This window comes from Corynebacterium sp. NML180780 (assembly GCF_007786415.1).
GTDB lineage: Bacteria > Actinomycetota > Actinomycetes > Mycobacteriales > Mycobacteriaceae > Corynebacterium > Corynebacterium gottingense.
In genome coordinates this window covers 37,159-56,513 of record NZ_VNKN01000005.1, presented here as the reverse complement: position 1 = coordinate 56,513, position 19,355 = coordinate 37,159, and the positions used below count along the sequence as shown (strand labels likewise).

Sequence of the window (19,355 nt, the reverse complement as noted above, 5' to 3'; positions counted from 1 at the left end):
CTGCTACTGGACGGGCGCCCACTCGGGGCCCGTCTGCCCCAGCTCCGGATCCAGCTTGGCCACCAGCGGCTTCGGCTTGGCAAGCTCAGTGCCGGCCTCGATGTCCACGCGCTGCCACACCGCCTGCTGGCTGGTGTAATCGCCGGTGATGGTCAGGTACGTCTGCCCCTTCTCCGGCAGACCGACGCCGACGAGGTCGTAGTCAGCGTCGTCGGTGATCTCCTCGATGCGCGGCTCCGCGGCCCACACGCCGGAGCGGCCGAGGGTCTCGTGGACCTTCTGCGCGGTGTGCGGCAGGAACGGGGTGAGCATTGCGTTGCAGTCCGAGACCACCTGCAGGGCGGTCCACAGGACGGTGGCCAGGCGCTCACGCTGCGTGTCATCCTTTGCCAGCTTCCACGGCTCCTGGTCCGCGATGTAGGCGTTCGCCTCGCCGACGACGTGCATGACCTTCGTAATCGCCGCCTTGAAGTGCGCCTTGGACAGGTCCTCGCCGGCGGTGGCGAAGGTCTGCTCGGCCAGGTCCAGGATGGCTCGGTCCGCGTCGTCGAGGTGTCCCGGGGTGGGCACGGCACCGAAGTTCTTGTGCGCCATGGACACGGTGCGGTTGACCAGGTTGCCCCAGCCGTTCGCGAGCTCGTTGTTCACGCGGCGGACAAACTCGTCCCAGGTGAAGTCCGTGTCATTGTTCTCGGGGCCGGCCACCGCGATGAAGTAGCGCAGCGGGTCCGGGCCGAACTCCTTGAGGAAGTCCTTGACGTAGATGACCACGCCCTTGGAGGACGAGAACTTGGAGCCGGACATGGTGAGGAACTCGGAGGAGACGACCTCAGTGGGCAGGTTGAGCTCGCCGAGCGCGTGGGACTCGCCGCCCTTCGCCCCCTTACCGGCGTAGCCGAGCAGCTCGGCGGGCCAAATCTGGGAGTGGAAGGTGATGTTGTCCTTGCCCATGAAGTAGTAGCCCTCGGTGGCCGGGTCCTGCCAGAAGGTTTTCCACGCCTCCGGGTCGCCGGTGCGCGCGGCCCACTCGATGGAGGCAGACAGGTAGCCGATGACCGCGTCGAACCAGACGTAGAGCTTCTTCGACGGGTTGTCCTGCCAGTCCTCCACCGGGATCGGGATCCCCCAGTCGATGTCGCGCGTCATCGCGCGCGGGCGCATGTCCTCGAGCAGGTTGAGCGAGAACTTGAGCACGTTCGGGCGCCAGTCCTGGCGGGTCTCCAGCCACGACGCGAGCGCGTCGTGCATGGCAGGCAGGTCCAGCATGAAATGCTCGGTCTCGATAAACTCCGGAGTCTCCCCGTTGATCTTGGAGACCGGGTTGATCAGGTCCGCCGGGTCGAGCTGGTTGCCGCAGGTGTCGCACTGGTCGCCGCGGGCGTCGTCGGCGCCGCAGATCGGGCAGGTTCCCTCGATGTAACGGTCTGGCAAGGTGCGACCCGTCGACGGGGAGATCGCGCCCTTGGTGGTCTCCTTGACCATGTAGCCGTTGGCGTAGAGGCCCTTGAACAGCTCCTGGACCACCGCGTAGTGGTTGCGCGTGGTGGTGCGGGTGAACAGGTCGTAGGACAGGCCCAGACCAGCAAGGTCGTGGACGATTTGCTCGTTGTAGCGGTCCGCCAGCTCCTTCACAGTCACGCCCTCTTTGTCCGCCTGGACCAGGAGCGGGGTGCCGTGCTCATCAGTACCGGAGACCATGAGCACATTCTTGCCGCGCATTCGCTGGTAGCGGGCAAACACGTCGGAGGGCACGCCGAAGCCGGCGACGTGGCCGATGTGGCGCGGGCCATTGGCGTAGGGCCAGGCCACGCACACAAGAACGTTCTCAGGGGCCGTAGGGGTCTCAGGTGAAGTCATGGTGTTTAGCATAATCAACGCGCGTGCCCGGTCGAATCAGGGCATGAAAAATCCCCAGCACCCGGCTGGTGGGGTGCTGGGGACGGTGACGCAGTGGCGTCGAGAAGCGAGCGAGCGCTACTTGCGCTTGCCCGTGAAGGCGCGCTTGACCTGTGCCTTGCGCGCGTTCAGCTCGCGCTGATCGCGGTGCATGCGGCGCTCGATGGCCAGCTGGCGGGAGAAGCGCTCCTGCTCCTTCTTATCCAGGTAGATCGTGTCGTTGGACAGATCCTTCACAATCGCGAACATCAGCGCGATGAGGATAAGCAGGAACGGGGTTGCCGCGACGATGGTCACGGACTGCAGCGAGTTCAGCGCGTCCGAGCCACCGGAGATCAGCAGGGTGAGGCCGACGGCTGCGGTGGCCAGACCCCACATCGCGGCGATCCACGGCTTCGCGTCGGACTTGCCGTTCTGGGTCATGGATGCCATGACGGTGGAGGCGGAGTCCGCCGAGGTGATGAAGAAGGTGGCGAGCAGCAGCAGCGCGAACACGCCCATCACCACGCCACCCGGCAGGGAGTGCAGCAGGTTGAACAGCTGCTGCTCTGAGGAGCCGTCTGCGTAGATGGACTCGCCGGTCTGCTCCATGTGGATGGCGGTGCCGCCGAAGATGGCGAACCACACGGTGGACAGGCCGGACGGGACGAGCAGGACGCCCAGGCAGAACTCGCGGATGGTGCGGCCGCGGGAGATGCGAGCCAGGAAGGTGCCCACGAACGGGGACCAGGAGATCCACCATGCCCAGTAGAAGATGGTCCAGCTGGACAGGAAGTCGCCAGCCTCGCCGTCAGCACTCTCGGCGGTGCGGCCTGCCATCTCGAAGAAGTTCTGCAGGTAGGTGCCGACAGACGTCGGCAGCAGGTTGAGCTGTACGACGGTCGGGCCGAAGACGAACACGAAGATTGCCAGCAGCGCGGCGATCACCATGTTGGCGTTAGACAGCCACTGGATGCCCTTGGACACGCCGGACATGGCGGAGAGCAGGAACGCGAGCGTCAGCACGGCGACAATGCCGATGATGAGGCCGTTCGACGGGTCGTGGACAAAGCCGGATGCCTCGAGGCCGGAGCTGATCTGCATCGCGCCCAGGCCCAGGGAGCAGGCGGTACCGAAGATGGTGGCAAAGATGGCAAAGCCGTCAATGAGCTTGCCCAGCGGGCCGTCCGCGGCCTTCTGGCCGATCAGCGGGATGAACGCGCTGGACAGCAGCTGCTTGCGGCCGAGACGGAAGGTGGAGTACGCAATTGCGAGACCCATGATGGCGTAGACCGCCCACGGGTGCAGGGTCCAGTGGAACATGGTCTGCGACATCGCGGTGCCCACCTCGTGCGGCTCGTGGCCCGGCACGCCGTCGCGGTACATGGCCAGCGGCTCGGAGGCGCCGTAGAACATCAGGCCGATGCCCATGCCCGCGGCGAACATCATGGCGATCCAGGATGTCGTCTTAAACTCGGGCCGCTCGTCGGCGGAGCCCAGGCGGATGGTGCCGAAGTTCGAGCAGGCGATGACCAGCACGAAGACCACGAAGGCAGTGCCGCCGAGCACAAAGGCCCAGCCCAGATTGTTGATGACCCAGCCGAAGGCCGCGTCTGCGAAGTTGGAGAAGCTCTCGGGGGCGAGCAGGCCCCACCCCACGATCGCGACGATAATGACGGCGAGCGGAGCGATAATGCCCCAGTCCACGGGTGCGTTTTCCGCATCGGCCTGGCGCTCGATCTGCTCTTCGGGGTCCTGGTAGTTGCCACGTTCGCCGGCGCTATCGGCCTGCAGCAGCGAGACGAGCTCACCAGCCGCGGACGGCGCGGGGTCGGTGGAGTTGTTCTCAATTTGCGGATCTGCAGTCCGCGGTTCTGCGCCCGGATCGTGCGGATCCAAGCCAGTCTCACGCCGAGACATCAATCACTCCTCAAGTATCGAAAAACTCGTATGACCTTTGCAGGGTATCTGATAAATAGTCTCAGCACGAACCGAGCGCAATGTTTACTCGGATCTGGTAAAGGGACATTGTCGCTGCGTACTTCTGTGTCTAGTCCGCAGTCTAGTCCGCGCGCGCGGCAAGGGCCGCATTATAGAGGTCGCCCGTCTTCACGCCGTGCGCCTTGGCCACCGCCTTGCACGCGTCCTTCATCCGCTCACCCGCATCGACCCGCTCGAGGACGAGTTCCACCAGGTCCTCGGGGTTCTCCTCCGCCCTGGTGCCGCCCTCAATGACGACGGTGATCTCCCCGCGCACGCCTTCCTCGGCCCACGCGGCGAGCTCCTCCAGCGTGCCGCGCTTGACCTCCTCGTATGTCTTGGTCAGCTCGCGGCACACCGCGGCGCGGCGGTCGGCGCCCAAGATCTCGGCCGCGCGCGACAGGGTCGCGGCGATGCGGTGTGGGGACTCGAAGAAGCACACGGCGCGCTCCTGCCCCACCAGCGAGCGCAGCCAGGTCTCCTGGGCGCCGGGCTTGCGGGGCGCGAAGCCGTCGAAAAGAAAATGCCCCACGCTCAGGCCGGACAGGGCGAGCGCCGTGGTCACCGCGCTCGGCCCTGGCAGGCAGGTCACGGGAACGCCCGCGTCGTGCGCGGCGGCGACGATGGAGTGCCCAGGATCGGAGACCAGCGGCATGCCTGCGTCGGTGACCACCAGGACGACCCCGGCCCGCGCGTCCCGGAGCAGTTCCTCGGTGCGCGCGTCCTCGTTGTGGTCAAAGTTGGAGACGATCTTGCCGCGCGGCTCGACCCCCAGCGCCGCGGCCAGCGCGCGAGTCCGCCGGGTATCCTCCGCCGCGATCACGTCCGCGCGCTCGAGCAGTGTGCGCAGCCGCTCGCTCGCGTCCGCGACGTTGCCCAGCGGCGTGGCCGCGAGCACGATGCCGGTCTGTGGCAGCGAATCCTGGGGCAGATCTGTGGAGGCAACCATAAACGCCAAGCATACGCACGAACCAGTAAGATCCTTGTCCGTGAGTACCCAAGTGCCAGCTTCCGCCCCACCCGCGTCGCCTACGCTGCCGCCTGCGCCGAAGCGCTGGCGCGCGAAGCGCCCCGAGCCGTCCGCGCCCGTCACGGTCCCGTGGACCAAGCGCGATACCGTCTCCGCGACCGTGATCGGCGTGCTCGCACTGCTGACCCGCTTCATCGGGTTGACCCAGCCGACGTCGGGCGGCACGCCGGTGTTTGATGAGAAGCACTACGTCCCGCAAGCGTTCGACATGGTGCGCGACTACATCAACCCGGTCCTCGGCGGCATCGAGTCCAACCCTGGGTACGGCCTCGTCGTGCACCCGCCGCTGGGCAAGCAGCTGCTGGCGTGGGGCGAGCAGCTCTTCGGCTACACCCCGCTCGGCTGGCGCCTCATGACAGCGCTGGTCGGCACCGCCATCGTCGTCTTCGTCTTCCTCATCGCGCGCCGCGTAAGCCAGTCCACCAGTATCGGTTTGTTCGCGGGCATCATCGCGCTTTTCGACGGAGTGCTGCTGGTCACCGCCAAATTCGGCATGCTCGACGTGTTCGTGGTCTTCTTCGTCGTCGCGGCGGCGTGGACGCTCGCCGGCGACATGCAGCAGGTGCACCGCCGCTGGCACGACGCCTACCTGACCGGGAAGCTGGACGACACGGACGCGCTCGGCCCCCGCCTGGGCTTCCGCTGGTGGCGCTTCGCCACCGGTGTCCTGCTCGGCCTGGCCATGGCTGTGAAGTGGTCGGGCATGTACTACATCGCGTTCTACGGCCTGCTCTCCGCGTTCTGGGACCTCTGGCTGCGCAAGCGCTACGGGGTGAAAAAGCCGCTGGCGGGCGCGCTGCTTCGCGACGTCCCCTCCGCCCTCGCCTCCATCGTCCTCGTCCCCGCGCTGCTCTACATCTGGTCCTGGCGCGCCTGGTTCGCCTCCGAGACGTCCGTATACCGCCACGCGGTTGCCGACGGCACCGTGGCCGACTCCGACTGGCCCTGGCTGACCAACCTCCCCTCCCCCGCCGCGGACTGGCTGTACTACCACTTTTCCGTCCTCGAGTTCCACAGCTCGCTGACATCGTCCTCCGGGCACTCCCACCCGTGGGACTCCAAGCCCTGGTCCTGGCTCGTGGCCTCGCGCCCCATCCTCTACTACTCCAACACCGACCTGGCCTGCGGCGACGGCGGCACCTGCCGGGAAATGATCTTCCTCTTCGGCACCCCGGTGATCTGGTGGCTGACCATCCCGATCCTGCTGTGGGGCGCATGGGTGTGGATCACCCGCCGCGACTTCCGCGTCATCGTCCCGATGGTGGCGTTCATGGCCGGCTTCCTCCCGTGGCTGGCCGCCTTCGACCGCCAGATGTACTTCTTCTACGCCGCCCCGCTCGTCCCGTTCACCGCGGTCCTGCTCGCGCTCGCGCTGGGCAACCTGGCGCAGAAAGGCGCGCCGAGCGGCAACCGGCTCGTGCGGCGGATCGCCGGCGCGGACCTGCGCACCGGGCAGCTCGCCGTGATCGTGTACCTGGCCCTTGTCGTAGCCAGCTTCGTGTACTGGTCCCCCATCCTCTACGGCTTCATGGTGCCGGAGGACTACTACCACTCGCTCATGTGGCTGCCCAGCTGGAAATAGCGCGCTAGCTGGGGTTCGCGTCCAGCAGATGCCAGGCGCGGCGGATTTCAATCCCGCGGTCCGCCACCCACGTCCATACGAGCCCGAAGAGGGTAACCAGCGGGATGAGCACAATGCTGGGCACGAACTCGCCGGTGGAGAGCACCCAGTCGCGCACCGCGAAGCCCGCGGTAAAGGTGAACATCGTGCCCACGATGAGCAGGACGCCCGGGATCTGGCGCGGACGCCAGGCGGTGACGCCGAGCGCCAGCGCGACACCGAAGCGGACGGCCGCCGTAGACGTCTCCAGCGAGTCCGTACCGCCGCCGTGAACCAGCAGCAGCACCGCCCACACTGCCCACACCACCGCAGCGGCGATAAGCGCCACGCGACCAATCGCCAGGGTGATAAGGCGGCGCTGCTCGAGCTTGCGCCACGTATCGTCCACGCCCGCCATGATGACCTCGGAGAGGTCGTGGGGCGGCGCCATCCCGCCGTCCACTTCGGCGAAGCTCATGCGCCGGGAGAGGGAAAGCGCGCGCTCCCAGTAGGCGGTGCACTCCTCGCACTGCGCCAGGTGGGCGTCCACGATGGCGTCGTCAAGCCCGGGCGACTCGCCGTCGATACGCGCGGAGAGTGCGGCCTGGACCTCCTCGTGGCTAACCACGGGTGAGCACCCCGTCCAGGCTCGCGCGGCCCGTGCCAAAGACCACGAGAGCGAAGAGCGCGGCGGCGAGCACCAGCGTGTACTCCACGCCTCCGTGCTCTACGAAGAAGCCGTTGCCCAGGTGCACGAAGTAGGCGGCGGCGAGTGAGAGGATGAGCAGCAACGACGCCGCGATCGTGGTGAGCAGCCCTATCACCAGGAAGGTCCCGCCGATCAGCTCGACGGCGCCCGTCACATACGCGCTCAGCTGCGGCTGCGGTACCCCCGCGTACGCAAGCTGTTCGGCAGTTCTATTCATGCCGACAGCGAACCAGTGCTGGTAGCCGCGGGCAACAAACACGGCCCCAACGACCAGGCGTAAGAGTAGGAGTGCGAAGTCTCGAACGGCAGGCCTGTTCATGCCATTTACCCTACCGATGGAACCGAACGGCCATAAATCGAGTCAAATATATATGAGCAATTTCAACGAAACACCCAAGTCCCTGCCCATCACCTGCGACGACGGTCTGGTCCGCCCGCCGTGGGCCGCCACCGATCCCCTCCTGCGCGAGTACTACGACACCGAGTGGGGCATGCCGCTTACCGACGAAGCGTCGCTCTTCGAGCGCGTCTGCCTCGAAGGGTTCCAAGTCGGCCTGTCCTGGCGCCTGATCCTGTCCAAGCGCGACGCGTTCCGCAAGGCGTTCCACGGCTTCGACCCGGACGAAGTCGCCGCCATGGACTCCGTCGACCACCTGATGGACAACCCCGGCCTGATCCGCAACCCCAACAAGCTCAAGGCCGCGGTCACCAACGCGAGGGCGACCCTCGCGCTGCGCGAGGAGGGCACGCACCTCGGCGAATTCATCTGGTCCTACAAACCGGCAACCACGCCGCGTCCCCGTACTGCTGAAGAAGTGCCCACCTCTTCGCCCGAATCGAAGGCGCTCGCGCGGGATTTGAAAAAGCGAGGCTTCATCTTCGTCGGCCCCGTCACCATGTACGCGCTCATGGAGTCCGTGGGCATCGTGGACACCAACCTCGTTGGGACGTGGCGGCGTGGCGCCTCCGGTGTGTGGAGCGCCGAGGAGCTCGGTGAGGTCTGACGAGGGGGGGGTGAGCTAGCAGTCCTCCATATCCGCGAAGGCCTCCTCCACGGAGGCGTGCTCCTCGCGGGATTCCTCCCACACCTCCTTGGCTGCGGACAGGTTGATGACCGCGATGATCGCGCCGACGACGATGTCGAACCAGGCGGTGGACCACACGAACGTGAGGAGGCCTGCCACGATGATGAGGAGGTTGGCCAGGGCGTCGTTTCGCGCCGCGAGCCACGCGCCCTTGGCCAGCGAGGACCCCTGGTCCCGCAACCGCAGCAGAATGACGGCGCAAATCACGTTCACGACGAGCGCGCCGACCGCGACGCCGGTCAGCCCCTCGGGCGAGGGCGCGACCGGGTTGATGAGCTTGGTCACCACCATGACGATCGCCGCGATGGCCGGAATGAGGATCAGCGCGGCGAGCACGCTGCCGGCCGCGCGACGATGAGGACGGCGCGGCGGATGGTTTGCGTGGTCACGAGTCCCTCCTACACGAAACCCCCGTTGCCGACACCGTAAGTGCTGGCAGCGGGGGTAGTTTCCCTTGTGGAGCTAAGGGGAATCGAACCCCTGACCTTCGCATTGCGAACGCGACGCTCTACCAACTGAGCTATAGCCCCTCGCTGGTTTGAAAGGTTACTCCTTTCACCCCAGAGCATGAAATCCGCAGGTCACTAGCTTGCGCGGGGCGTGTACTCGCCGTAGCCGTCCTCCCGCGGCTGCGGGCGCACGTAGCCAGGCAGCGCGTCGAAGTCCGGGTGTTCCTCGTCCAGGTCCAGGATCACGGAGCCGACGCGGCGGCGCTCGCGGGGGGCGGGCTGCGGGCGGTCCACGTCAACGCCGAGGCGGGCGCGGCGCAACTGGCGCACGCGGCGCTCGTGCAGCGCGCGCTCCTTCTTCACCACGCCACGAAGGACGATGAGGAACCAGGCGGTCAGGCCGGCGGTGATGGCGGGCAGGACCCAGGTCCACCCGCCCACGACGAACGCGACGACAAAGGTGACCACGAAGGAGGCGATGAGCACCAGCAGGGTGCGCTGGCGGCGCTGGAACCGGTCCGCCTTTGCGGTGCGCTCGCGCTCCGGGTCGTAGCCGCCGCGCCCACGGCGGGTCTTGGCAAACTCCAGGTCGCTGTCGTCCGGTTCAAAATCGGGCTCGGGTTCCGTTTCAGGTGCGGCCTCGCCGGCGTCCTCAGAGTCCTCAGCGTCCCCAGAGTCCTCAGGGTCCTCGGGGGCGTAGCCGAAATCTGAGGGCGCGCCGTAGGACTCGCTCATCTCGTAGCGGTCGGCTTCCGCGTCAGTGTCCACGACGGTGGAGCCGCCCTGAGGCTCCCCGTCAATCGCCTCGTCGTCCTTCTCGTCACTCTCCTCGTCAAGGTCGACGACGGTGGAACCCGCCTCCTCGTCCTCCGGCTCGGCGTCGATGACCACGGGGCGGTCCTCCTGGGTCGCGACCTCTTTGCGGAAGAAGTTGCGGAGGGTGGGTGTGTCGTCGATAAGCACCTGCTCCTCCTCGGCCTCGACGATCTCGACGTCATCTTCGGCGGCGGTGTGGTGGTGCACATCGGCGGACGTGAGCTTGGGGCGGCGGCGGGCCACGACGGGTTCGGTGCCTCCCTCGTGCAGGACGCGCGTTTCCTCGTACCCCTCGCCAGAGCGGCGAATCTTCTTCGTGTTCCCCAGCATCATCGGCGCAAGCACGATGACCCACACGACGAGAATGAGGACCAGAATGAGGCTCGGGCTGCCCATGGGCAATGCCACCTTTCAACGCAACCAATTGGGTGTGTACACAGAACTGGCCCCAACGCTATCCGCGCGCACTCGGCCCCACCGCCAGGCGCGCCGAACCCTGCGCCTGAAAAATTACTGAACCGGCCGAACGCGCCCCGCCGCGCGCAGCCGCTCCACGGCGGTGTGCGGGAAATCGTCCGCGTTCAGCGCCACGAAGTGGTGGTCGCGCCACTGCCCGTCGATGTGCAGGTTCTTGCGGAGGTAGCCCTCCTCGCGGTAGCCATTTGCCAGGAGCACGCTTTTCGACGCCGGGTTGTCCGGCAGGAACGTCGCCGTCACCCGGTGCATGCCCACCCTCGCAAAGGCGTGGTCCGTGCCGAGCGCGCACGCCGCTGTCGCGATGCCGCGCCCCATGAACGGCGAGTGGACCCAGTAGCCGATCCAGCACTCGCTCACCGCACCGTGCTGGATATTGCCCAGCGTCACCTGCCCGGCGAACTCGCCGTCCGCGACGATGACCAGCGGCACGACGACCCCGTCAGCCGCCAGCTTTTTCAGGTTGAGCCAGTTGGCACGCCAGGCTTGCGGCGAGTGCGCGTCAGCCCACGTCCCTTGTACGGTCGGCTCGACCGGCTTGAGCCAGTGCTCGTCCAGCACGCGGGTTTCGCTCCATGCGCGACCGTCGCCGGATTTGAGCGGGCGCAGGTGGACGTGTGTTCCGTCCGCCAGCCGCAGCGCGGGCGTCGTTTCCGGCCAGCCCGGCGTGGGCTCGCGGAAGAGTGCAAACAGGTCCACCGGGGCAGGTTCCTAGCTGCGCTGCTGCAGGAATTCAACATCCACGAACTCGCCCGGGCGCACCTGGAGCACGTCCTCGGGGATGCGAATCATGGCGTTGGCCTCGGCGAACCCGGCAAGCAGGTGCGCCGCGCTACCGTCGAGTGTGCCCAGCGACTCCACCAGGTACTCCCCCGTCTCCATGTCGCGCATGAGGCGCGCACGAATGTAGCCGCGGCGGCCCTTGATGGAATCAATGTGGCGCACCGAGCGGGCCTGTACCGTGCGGCGCGCGACGCTCGCCTTCCCAAGCGACTGCCGGATCGCCGGGCGCACCAGCGTCTCCGCAATCACCAACGCGCTGACCGGGTTGGACGGCAGCAGGAAGACGGGCGTACGCTCCTCGCCGAGCAGGCCGAAGCCTTGCACAGACCCGGGGTGCATGGCCACGCGCTGCGTGTCGAGCTCCCCCATCTCGCGCAGCACGTCCTGGATGACGTCCGCGCCCGAACCGCCAACGGCGCCGATCACGATGACTACTTCGGACCGCGCGATGTGCCCGGCGATGGTCTCGCGCAGGCGGCGCGGCTCCGCGTTGACGATGCCCGCGCGCACCACGTCCGCGCCGGCCTCTTCGGCGGCGGCTGCAACGGCGTACGACGCGACGTCGTACACCTGCCCAAGGCCCGGGTCGCGGTCTACGTCCACCAGCTCGAGGCCGTAGCTCATCACGGTCACGCGCGGGCGCGGGTAGACCAGCACCTTCTCGCGCCCCGCGGCGGCCACGAGCCCGATCTGCGCCGGCCCGAGCACCGAGCCCTGGCGCACGGCGATGTCCCCCGGCTGGATGTCCGAGCCGGGTTTGCGGACAAAGTCGCCGGTGCGCACTGCGCGCGACGGGGTGACGCGCTTGCGCCCCCGGTCACTCCATTCCAGCGGGAGGACAGCGTCCGCGAGCGTTGGCAGCGGCGCGCCGGTGGCAACGCGCACGGCCTGGCGCGGCTGGAGGCGAAGCGGCTTCTGCGAGCCCGCCGCGACCTCCCCCACCACGGGCAGCGTGCGGTCGCGGTGCGGTGTGCGGCGTTCCGTAGTCTCCCCGCCGTCCTGCTCCTCCGGGGGCTCCGCGGCGAGGCGCAGGCCCGCGGTGCCGCCCACGTCCACGGAGCGCACGGCGTAGCCGTCAACCGCTGCCTGTGAAAAGCTGGGCAACGGGGCGGTTGCGGCGATTTCCTCGGCGCACATGAGGCCGAGGGCATCAAGGATTCCGACGCGGATCGGCTCAGGCGTCACCGCCGCGTCTACCACCATTGCTTGCTGGTCTTCAACGCTGCGCATTGGACCAATCCTAGTGGGAACTAGCGGACAATATCGGGATTCTCCGCTTCGAAGTCGCTGATAATCTGCTTCAGCGCCGTGTACAGGGCCGGACCATACTTCTCGTTGTGCAGCCCAAAGTCCACATTCGCCGGGATGTAACCACCCGGATTGCCCAAATCGTGGCGCTTCCCGTCATGCACCACCACGTGCACCGGGTGGCCCTCCGTGATCATCAGCTCGATCGCATCAGTCAGCTGCAACTCACCACCCTTGCCCGGCTCGATCCGACGCAACGCGTCAAAAATCGCCCGATCCAGCAGGTAGCGACCCGTGGCCACCAACGTCGACGGCGCATCCTCCACCGCAGGCTTTTCCACCATGCCACGCACACGCTTGACCTCAACACCATCAACCTCGGTGTCCACCTCCTCAACGTTAAACACGCCGTAGTTGAACACCTCCTCACGGCTGACGTTAAACGCGCACAACACCGAGCCACCAAGCTCCTGGCGCACCTTGACCATCTTCTCCATCACACCCGCCGGCAACACCAAATCATCCGGCAGCATGACAGCGACAACGTCCTCGTCATCATCCAGCGCGTCCTCCGCACACCCCACGGCGTGCCCCAACCCCAGCGGCTTATCCTGCGTCACCGAAATCGCATCAATCAGCTCACCAGCGCGGGCGACCTTTGCCACCTGCTCGTCCTTACCGCGCGCAGCAAGCGTTTCGCGCAGCGTGGAAAACTCGCCGAAGTGAGCCATGATCTCCTCTTTCTGAGGAGCCACCACCACCGCCAAGCGCTGCGCACCCAGCTGGGCCGCCTCCTCCGCGATCAGCTCAATACCGGGAGTATCCACCACCGGCAAAAGCTCCTTCGGCACCGTCTTCGTCGCCGGCAGAAAACGAGTACCCATACCCGCCGCCGGCACGACAACCGTCTTCACCGCACCATGGGAAGGCACGGATGATACTTCGTTAGAATTCCGCATAAATGTCGAGCCTACATGGCCAGTTGCTGCTATTTTGCTCCGACCCACGTTCTCCGCCCAACCCGAAGGGGGCCACCATGCCAACGCCAACCGAGGACAAGCGAGCCCTGCGCGCCCGCCACACCGAATTCCGCCGCCGGCTCCGCCACGACCCCGCCCGCAAGACAGCGCTCGACGCGGCGATCCTGACCAACGCTGTTGCCTGCATCGACGCGTTCGGCGCACGTGGCGCCAACATCTCCGCCTACAATCCGCTCCCCACCGAGCCAGGCCCGGCAGACTTCGCCGCGCAGCTGCGCCGCCACGCGCGGAGCGTCTTCGTCCCAATCTCGCTGCCGGACTGTGTGCTGGCGTGGTCGCTGGCGGACGGGGCGACGCAGCCCGGCGCGCTCGGCGTCGCGGAACCGACCGGTGCCCGGTTCAACTCCCGCGTCCTCTCCTCCTGCGCGCTGCTCCTGGTTCCCGCGCTGGCCGTCGATGCCCGGGGGATGCGGCTGGGCAAGGGCGCCGGCTATTACGACCGGGCGCTCGCTGGGCTGGACGTGCCCACGGCGGCGGTGCTCTACGACGAGGAGGTCGTCGACGCTGTCCCCCACGACGCGCACGACGTCCCCGTGCGCGCGATCATCACGCCGCGCGGGTGGCGGGCAATTTCGGTGTAGAGGGAACCGCCGCGCGTCCGGCTGCGTCTAATATGCATGGACCTCTCGCAACGACTCACTGGACTCGCCCACCGCCTGCGCACCCCGGGCTATCGACGCTCCGTGCTCCTCCGACGCGCGCTCGCCGCCGCACTCGTCTGCGCCGCAGGCCTCAGCGCGCTGCTCAACGCGTCCCGCGCCGACCCCCTGGTTGTCACCTTCGCCCGCCCCGTCGCCGCGGGCGCCCGCGTCACCGATGAGGACCTGCAGCTGCAGCGGGTGCCCGAACGCGTCGTCCCGGAGGGCGCGCTGCGGGAGCAGTCCCTGGCCAGCGGGCACATCCTCGCCGCGGGTGCCGCGCCCGGGGAGGTGGTCACCTCCACCCGGCTCGTCGGCCCCGACCTGGTGAGCGAGCTCGTTGCGGGCCAGCCGGAAGGTGAGCCGTTCACCATGGTGCCGGTGGCGCTCGCGGAGCCGGACATCCTGCCCATGCTGCACCACGGCGCCGTCGTGGACGTGATCGCGGAGGGGCCGACGACGGTCGCCTCCGGCGGGCGCATTGTCACCGTTGGCGAAGAGGGCACGGTGCTCGTGCTGATGCGGCGGTCGCAGGCGTCGGCGGTGGCGGCGGCGTCGTTAAGCATGCCCCTCGCCGTTGTTTTGGCCTCTGCTGGCACGCCGGCATAAACTGCGTATCCTTGACACCTGCCATGCGCACGCATGACGGTGCCGTTTCTTCCCCCACTACGCAATGCTCTTGCAAAGGAGTGCATGTTTCATGCTGAAAGGTTTCCGCGATTTTATTCTGCGCGGCAACGTCATCGATCTGGCCGTCGGTGTTGTCATCGGCGCCGCCTTCACCGGGCTGGTCACGGCGTTCTCTGACGCCATCATCAACCCGCTGCTCAACATCTTCGGCGACGCCGAGGTGGGCGAAGGCTGGAAGATCCCGGTCATCCCGGACCGCCCCGAGACCGCCCTCGATCTGGGCATGCTGGTCTCCGCGGCGATCAACTTCCTGCTCATCGCCGCGGTGGTCTACTTCCTCATCGTCGCGCCCATGAACAAACTCAATGAGATGCAGAAGCGCAAGCGCGGCATCTCCGAGGACGTCGCTGCCCCGACCGAAACGGAGCTGCTCACGGAGATCCGCGACCTGCTTGCCGGCCAGTCCCCGGAGCAGGCAGGTAGCACCACCCCGCCCGCGACCAGCGACTAGTCCCCACCGTGGTGGGGCGGGCGCTCGTAATCGTAGAACTCCTGCCCCGTCAGCTCCGCGGCCGGGTCGCCGTCTTCCTCAAAGGACACCGCGCGTTCGCCATCGCCCCCGGCCCCCGTGACCGGCGCGTCCGCCGTGCGGTCGTAGTCCACGTCCGCGACGCGCCGCGCCCTTCGCCGCTGCCGCGTCATTTCTGCACAGTGTAGCTGTTGAGCTCCGAGATCAGGTGGTCCACCAGCGGCGCGATGGTGGCCACGCCGTCACGAATCGCCTGCCGGCTCGGAGCCAGGTTGACCACCACTGTGGAGCCGGACACACCGCAGATGCCGCGGGAGGTGCACGCGTCGACGGCGCCGCAGGCCTGGCCGGAGGAGCGAACCGCCTGCGAGACGCCCGGCACCAGCTTGTCAATCACCGCGCGCGTGGCCTCCGGCGCCTTGTCGCGCGGGCCGACCCCGGTCGCGCCGACGGTGAGCACGAGGTCGACGCCGCCGACCACACCGGTCTCAATCACCTTGCGGATTTCGGACTTCTTCGACTTGGTGCGCACCACGCCATCGACGTGGTAGCCGTACTCGCCCAGCAACTCCGCAACCATCTCGTGCGTGTTGTCGCCGGGGGCCTCGTAGCGGTGATCACCGATGAGCACGATGATGGCCCGGGACGGGGCGGGAGTGTCCTCCGCGAGCTCGGTGGCCCGCAAAAACGCGTCGTCCGGCTCCGCGTTTTCCAGCGCATCAAGTGTTGTGGACATGTGCCTTCTTTCCCTCTCTCGCTTCGACGTTGCTCCGGCCCCGCGACCGGAGGAGTGTCCTTTAACTTACTCGGAACTCAGCGTCACATCTACGGAAACAGGAGTCTCCTCCCCCTCCCGCCGGATCTGCAGGGTGACCGTCTCGCCGAAGTCGTGGGAACGCGTCGCCGCGATGAGCGCGTCGGCGGAATCGATCAGCCGGTCGCCCACCTTGGTGATCACGTCGCCCCTACGCACGCCAGCCTGCTCCGCCGGGCTATTCGGCTCCACGCCGGCCACGACGGCGCCATCGTCTCCCATGTCCATGGCGCTGACTCGCACGCCCAGCATCGGCTGAGAGGCGCTGCCTGTGTCAATCAGCTGCTGCGCCACGCGCTTGGCAAAGTTGGACGGGATTGCAAAGCCCAGACCGATGGAGCCGCCCTGCGATTCCTGCCCGTAGCCGCCCGCGGACAGCGACGCGATCACGGAGTTCATGCCGATGAGGTTGCCATGCATGTCCACCAGCGGTCCGCCCGAGTTACCGGGGTTAATCGCGGCGTCCGTCTGGATGCCGTCCATCAGCGAGCTCTCGCCACCGCCTTGCGACGCCCGCACCGGTCGGTTCAGCGCCGAGACGATACCGCTGGTCACCGTCGCGGACAGGCCCAGCGGAGAGCCGACGGCCACCACCTCCTGGCCGACGGCGAGCTGGTCGGAGTCGCCGAACTGCATCGTCGGCAGGTCCTTCACGCCCTCAATCTTGATCACGCCGACGTCGGTGTTCACGTCGCTGGCCACGAAGGTGGCGTCGTGGCGCGAGCCGTCATTCAGCGTGACCTGGATCTGGGACTGCGAGCTCGCCGCATCGGCGACCACGTGGTGGTTCGTCAGCACGTAGCCGTCCGAGGAGATGATGGAGCCGGAGCCTTCCGCCGAGCCGCGCGGCGTCTGCACCACGATCGAGACCACGGCGGGCAGGACCTGCGACGCGACGTCCTCAACCGAGCCCTTTGGCGCCGCCTGCGCCTCCCCCTGGTCGTTCTGCTGGTCGTTCTGCGGAGCCGGGGCTGCCGGCGCTTCCAGGGCGCTGTACGAGCTCTCCTCACCGTCGTTGGCTTTGCTCACCACGTACCCGGAGCTAGCGCCCCCGACAAGCGCGGCGACGAGTGCGGTGGCGATGACGGTCCCCGCACCGAATCGACGCTTCTCGCGAGCCCCCTCCGGCGCGCTCGGCACCTGGTCGACGTGGTACACGGTCGGCTGGTCCTGGCGCGTCTCGGTCAGTGCGGGAGATGTATCTGTGTTGCTGGTAACACGATCCGAGCCGCCGCTCGCTGCGCGACGGGGGTTGCGTGGATCCTCTGGAAAAGTCATGGAGGTAATTATCAACCTTTCTGCTGGAGCCAGTCTTGATGCCTGAACAGACTCCACCTAAAGTTAACTGAACGTTCCCTGTGCGCTGTGCGCTGGTGCAATGCCGCTTATCGACGAAACCCCGCCCGGTGAGATCCCTCCCACCAAGCGGGGCAACGCGACCGTGCGCACACGCGCTTGCTAGTCCTCCGCGGGCGGGCGCCACCCCGGGAACACGACACGCATGCGGGTGCCCCCGTCGTCGGATTCCTCGACGAAGATCTGGGCGTTGTGGCGGTCGAGCACCTGTTTCACAATCGCCAGGCCCAGGCCCGAGCCCGGCATCGCGCGCGACTCCGGGGCGCGGTAGAACCGTTCGAAGACGCGGGCGCGCTCCTTCGGCGCAATGCCGGGGCCGGAATCGTCAACAATCAGCACCGCCTTCGTCGTGGCCGCCTTGAGCGAGATGCGGACGGTGCCGCCGTCCGGGGACCACTTGGCGGCGTTGTCGATCAGGTTAATCGGCGCGCGCCCCATGGCGAAGTGGTCGCCCATGATGACCCACGGGTCGGCGTGGAACTGGAACGTGACGTCCGGGCGGCGGCGACGCACGCGGTCCAGCGCCTCCTCCAGGATCATGTCGAGACGGAGCTCAGTGAACTCCGTGTTGGGAGAGTCCTCGCGCGCAAGGTCGACGAGGTCTCCAATCAGCGTGGACATCTCCTCCATCTGCGCCAGCACGTCCCGCTCCAGGTTCTCGCGCTCCTCGGGCGAGATCATGTCCTGGTGGCCGGACTTGTACATCATCATGAACAGCTCAATGTTGGTGCGCATGGACGTCAGCGGCGTCTTCAGCTCATGGCCCGCGTCTGCGACGAGCTGCGTCTGTCGGGTACGCGAGTCCTGGAGCGTCTGGATCATCCGGTTGAACGAGCGGCTGATGTTCGCGAGCTCGTCGTCGCCCTCAACCGGGAGCGGCTTGAGCTCCTCGGTGCGGGTCACCTCGTCCACCGCTTTTTGCAGCCTGCGCAGTGGATACAAACCGGTCGCGGCGACAACGGACGCGACGGCCCATGCCATCGCAATGCCGAGGCACAGGATGACCAGCAGCGCCGCACCGGAGCTGCCCTGCAGCCGGCGCGAGGGATCCACCTGCTGGGCAAGCGCCACCGCAGAGCCGTCGTCCTTGCGGAGGACCAGGATGCGCTCCCCGCCCGCAGTACGGACCGAGATTTCTTCGCCGTCCGCTTCCCTGTGGAACGCCCCACCGATCGCGATCGCATCGCCGTAATAGCGATTGGACTGCGGCGGCGACACCGCTGCGTGGATTTGCGGGTTGAAGTACTTAAACGCCGCGATCTTCCCCTCAAGCTCATCGACGGGGTGCCTTTCCACCTCGTCCATCAGCGCATCCGCCTTCACCCGGAGGTCGCTATCCATTGAATTCGTGATCGTCGTGGCGGCAGCCCAGAAGCTGACCAGGGCGGTGACCAAGATGGTGAAGGCGACCATCACGCCAGTCAGCACCACGAGCTGCTGGCGCAGAGAAAGTCCGAGCCCAAGGAACCGGGTGCCGCGGAAACCTGACGCCTCCGCGCCCCCCTGCTCGTCGATCCACGCGTCCTTATCGCGCTGGTAAGTCTCGGCTGATTGCCGAAGGATCACGGTGCAGTCTCCCGCAGCACGTAACCAACGCCGCGGACGGTGTGGATCAGGCGCGGCTCGCCCGCTGCCTCCGTCTTGCGCCGGAGGTAGCCGATGTACACCTCGAGCGCGTTGCCGGAGGTTGGGAAGTCGTAGCCCCACACCTCTTCCAGGATGGTCTGGCGGGTGAGCACGCGACGCGGGTTCTGCATCAGCAGGTGCAGCAGCGCGAACTCGGTGCGCGTCAGCGAGATGGTACGGGAGCCGCGCGTGACGTCTCGAGTCTCCGGGTTGAGCGTGAGGTCCTCGAACTTCAGCGCAGAGGACTCGTGGCCGCCGCCCTCTATAGAATCCGCGCGGGCACGGCGCAGCAGGGAGCGGACGCGGGCAAGGAGCTCTTCGAGCGCGAACGGCTTGGGAAGGTAGTCGTCGGCGCCGGCATCCAGTCCAGCCACTCTGTCAGAGACACCGTCGCGCGCCGTGAGCATCAGCACGGGCCGATCGTAGCCGGACGAACGCAGCGTACGGCACACGCCGAGCCCGTCAAGCTTAGGCATCATCACGTCAAGGATGGTCAGGTCCGGCTCTTCCGCGCGGATCAGATCCAGCGCCTCTTCGCCATCTTCCGCCAGGCACACTTCGTACCCGTTGAAGCGAAGAGAGCGCCGTAAGGATTCACGCACGGCCTGCTCATCATCGGCCACAAGAATTTTCATGTTTCTATTATGGCTTACTCGATGATTTTTGGTGCATA

The 19,355-nt window shown here is 66.9% G+C and carries 20 protein-coding genes and 1 tRNA gene; 5 read left to right on the top strand and 16 right to left on the bottom strand.

Going from position 1 to position 19,355, the window contains the following annotated elements:
- Positions 1-3: 3 nt before the first annotated feature.
- From metG to rsmI, 3 genes are all read right to left on the bottom strand, one after another.
- Positions 4-1,857, bottom strand: coding sequence for a methionine--tRNA ligase (metG, locus tag FPP74_RS04285; RefSeq protein ID WP_244213324.1), 1,854 nt, complete (start codon positions 1,855-1,857; stop codon positions 4-6).
- A 117-nt stretch (positions 1,858-1,974) separates the two neighbouring features.
- A complete protein-coding gene (locus FPP74_RS04280; RefSeq protein ID WP_144717234.1) occupies positions 1,975-3,795 on the bottom strand; it encodes a BCCT family transporter in 1,821 nt (606 codons plus the stop codon).
- Positions 3,796-3,937: 142 nt separating this feature from the next.
- Positions 3,938-4,804 carry a 16S rRNA (cytidine(1402)-2'-O)-methyltransferase gene (rsmI, locus tag FPP74_RS04275; RefSeq protein ID WP_144717233.1) on the bottom strand — a complete coding sequence of 289 codons (867 nt, stop codon included), beginning with the start codon at positions 4,802-4,804 and terminating at the stop codon, positions 3,938-3,940.
- Between the two features lie 34 nt (positions 4,805-4,838).
- Between rsmI and FPP74_RS04270 the strand changes: the two genes are divergently transcribed.
- Positions 4,839-6,467 carry a dolichyl-phosphate-mannose--protein mannosyltransferase gene (locus FPP74_RS04270; protein ID WP_370511788.1) on the top strand — a complete coding sequence of 543 codons (1,629 nt, stop codon included), beginning with the start codon at positions 4,839-4,841 and terminating at the stop codon, positions 6,465-6,467.
- Between the two features lie 4 nt (positions 6,468-6,471).
- Here FPP74_RS04270 and FPP74_RS04265 read toward each other — a convergent pair whose 3' ends face one another.
- Together FPP74_RS04265 and FPP74_RS04260 are read right to left on the bottom strand one after the other, a co-directional pair.
- Positions 6,472-7,113 (bottom strand): zf-HC2 domain-containing protein, encoded by a 642-nt coding sequence (locus tag FPP74_RS04265; protein WP_095535737.1) that lies wholly within the window; start codon positions 7,111-7,113, stop codon positions 6,472-6,474.
- Entirely contained in the window at positions 7,106-7,513 is a 408-nt protein-coding gene (locus FPP74_RS04260; protein WP_144717232.1) for a DoxX family protein, read from the bottom strand. The genes FPP74_RS04265 and FPP74_RS04260 overlap by 8 nt, the downstream gene beginning before the upstream one ends.
- Before the next feature lie 52 nt (positions 7,514-7,565).
- Between FPP74_RS04260 and FPP74_RS04255 the strand changes: the two genes are divergently transcribed.
- Entirely contained in the window at positions 7,566-8,198 is a 633-nt protein-coding gene (locus tag FPP74_RS04255) for a DNA-3-methyladenine glycosylase I (RefSeq protein ID WP_144717231.1), read from the top strand.
- A gap of 15 nt (positions 8,199-8,213) precedes the next feature.
- Here the strand turns inward: FPP74_RS04255 and FPP74_RS04250 are convergent, their stop codons facing one another.
- The 6 genes from FPP74_RS04250 to FPP74_RS04225 all read right to left on the bottom strand — a co-directional run bounded on the left by FPP74_RS04250 (position 8,214) and on the right by FPP74_RS04225 (position 13,008).
- On the bottom strand, positions 8,214-8,615 hold the full coding sequence (locus FPP74_RS04250; RefSeq protein WP_240510611.1) for a cation transporter: 402 nt from the start codon (positions 8,613-8,615) through the stop codon (positions 8,214-8,216).
- Positions 8,616-8,736: 121 nt separating this feature from the next.
- Positions 8,737-8,809 (bottom strand) — tRNA-Ala (locus FPP74_RS04245).
- Positions 8,810-8,863: 54 nt separating this feature from the next.
- Positions 8,864-9,940: a gephyrin-like molybdotransferase receptor GlpR gene (glpR, locus tag FPP74_RS04240; protein WP_144717230.1), complete on the bottom strand. Its 1,077-nt coding sequence runs from the start codon at positions 9,938-9,940 to the stop codon at positions 8,864-8,866.
- A gap of 114 nt (positions 9,941-10,054) precedes the next feature.
- A complete protein-coding gene (locus FPP74_RS04235) occupies positions 10,055-10,717 on the bottom strand; it encodes a GNAT family N-acetyltransferase (protein WP_095537727.1) in 663 nt (220 codons plus the stop codon).
- A 12-nt stretch (positions 10,718-10,729) separates the two neighbouring features.
- A complete protein-coding gene (gene glp / locus FPP74_RS04230; RefSeq protein ID WP_095535741.1) occupies positions 10,730-12,031 on the bottom strand; it encodes a gephyrin-like molybdotransferase Glp in 1,302 nt (433 codons plus the stop codon).
- 20 nt (positions 12,032-12,051) lie between these two features.
- Positions 12,052-13,008: a UTP--glucose-1-phosphate uridylyltransferase gene (locus tag FPP74_RS04225; RefSeq protein WP_095545979.1), complete on the bottom strand. Its 957-nt coding sequence runs from the start codon at positions 13,006-13,008 to the stop codon at positions 12,052-12,054.
- A 77-nt stretch (positions 13,009-13,085) separates the two neighbouring features.
- Here FPP74_RS04225 and FPP74_RS04220 point away from each other — a divergent pair, with 77 nt between their 5' ends.
- The 3 genes from FPP74_RS04220 (at position 13,086) to mscL (ending at position 14,868) form a co-directional block, all read left to right on the top strand.
- Positions 13,086-13,670, top strand: a complete 585-nt coding sequence (locus FPP74_RS04220; RefSeq protein WP_095545980.1) for a 5-formyltetrahydrofolate cyclo-ligase — start codon at positions 13,086-13,088, stop codon at positions 13,668-13,670.
- A gap of 36 nt (positions 13,671-13,706) precedes the next feature.
- On the top strand, positions 13,707-14,336 hold the full coding sequence (locus tag FPP74_RS04215) for an SAF domain-containing protein (protein ID WP_095535744.1): 630 nt from the start codon (positions 13,707-13,709) through the stop codon (positions 14,334-14,336).
- 91 nt (positions 14,337-14,427) lie between these two features.
- Positions 14,428-14,868 carry a large-conductance mechanosensitive channel protein MscL gene (gene mscL, locus FPP74_RS04210; RefSeq protein ID WP_144717229.1) on the top strand — a complete coding sequence of 147 codons (441 nt, stop codon included), beginning with the start codon at positions 14,428-14,430 and terminating at the stop codon, positions 14,866-14,868.
- Here the strand turns inward: mscL and FPP74_RS04205 are convergent.
- From FPP74_RS04205 to FPP74_RS04185, 5 genes are all read right to left on the bottom strand, one after another.
- A complete protein-coding gene (locus FPP74_RS04205; RefSeq protein ID WP_144717228.1) occupies positions 14,865-15,059 on the bottom strand; it encodes a hypothetical protein in 195 nt (64 codons plus the stop codon). The genes mscL and FPP74_RS04205 overlap by 4 nt on opposite strands.
- Positions 15,056-15,622 carry a molybdenum cofactor biosynthesis protein B gene (locus FPP74_RS04200; protein WP_095277032.1) on the bottom strand — a complete coding sequence of 189 codons (567 nt, stop codon included), beginning with the start codon at positions 15,620-15,622 and terminating at the stop codon, positions 15,056-15,058. The genes FPP74_RS04205 and FPP74_RS04200 overlap by 4 nt, the downstream gene beginning before the upstream one ends.
- Before the next feature lie 66 nt (positions 15,623-15,688).
- On the bottom strand, positions 15,689-16,978 hold the full coding sequence (locus tag FPP74_RS04195; protein ID WP_144717227.1) for a S1C family serine protease: 1,290 nt from the start codon (positions 16,976-16,978) through the stop codon (positions 15,689-15,691).
- Between the two features lie 180 nt (positions 16,979-17,158).
- On the bottom strand, positions 17,159-18,622 hold the full coding sequence (locus tag FPP74_RS04190) for a HAMP domain-containing sensor histidine kinase (RefSeq protein WP_255456061.1): 1,464 nt from the start codon (positions 18,620-18,622) through the stop codon (positions 17,159-17,161).
- Positions 18,619-19,317 carry a response regulator transcription factor gene (locus FPP74_RS04185; protein ID WP_144717226.1) on the bottom strand — a complete coding sequence of 233 codons (699 nt, stop codon included), beginning with the start codon at positions 19,315-19,317 and terminating at the stop codon, positions 18,619-18,621. The genes FPP74_RS04190 and FPP74_RS04185 overlap by 4 nt, the downstream gene beginning before the upstream one ends.
- Between the last annotated feature and the right edge of the window lie 38 nt (positions 19,318-19,355).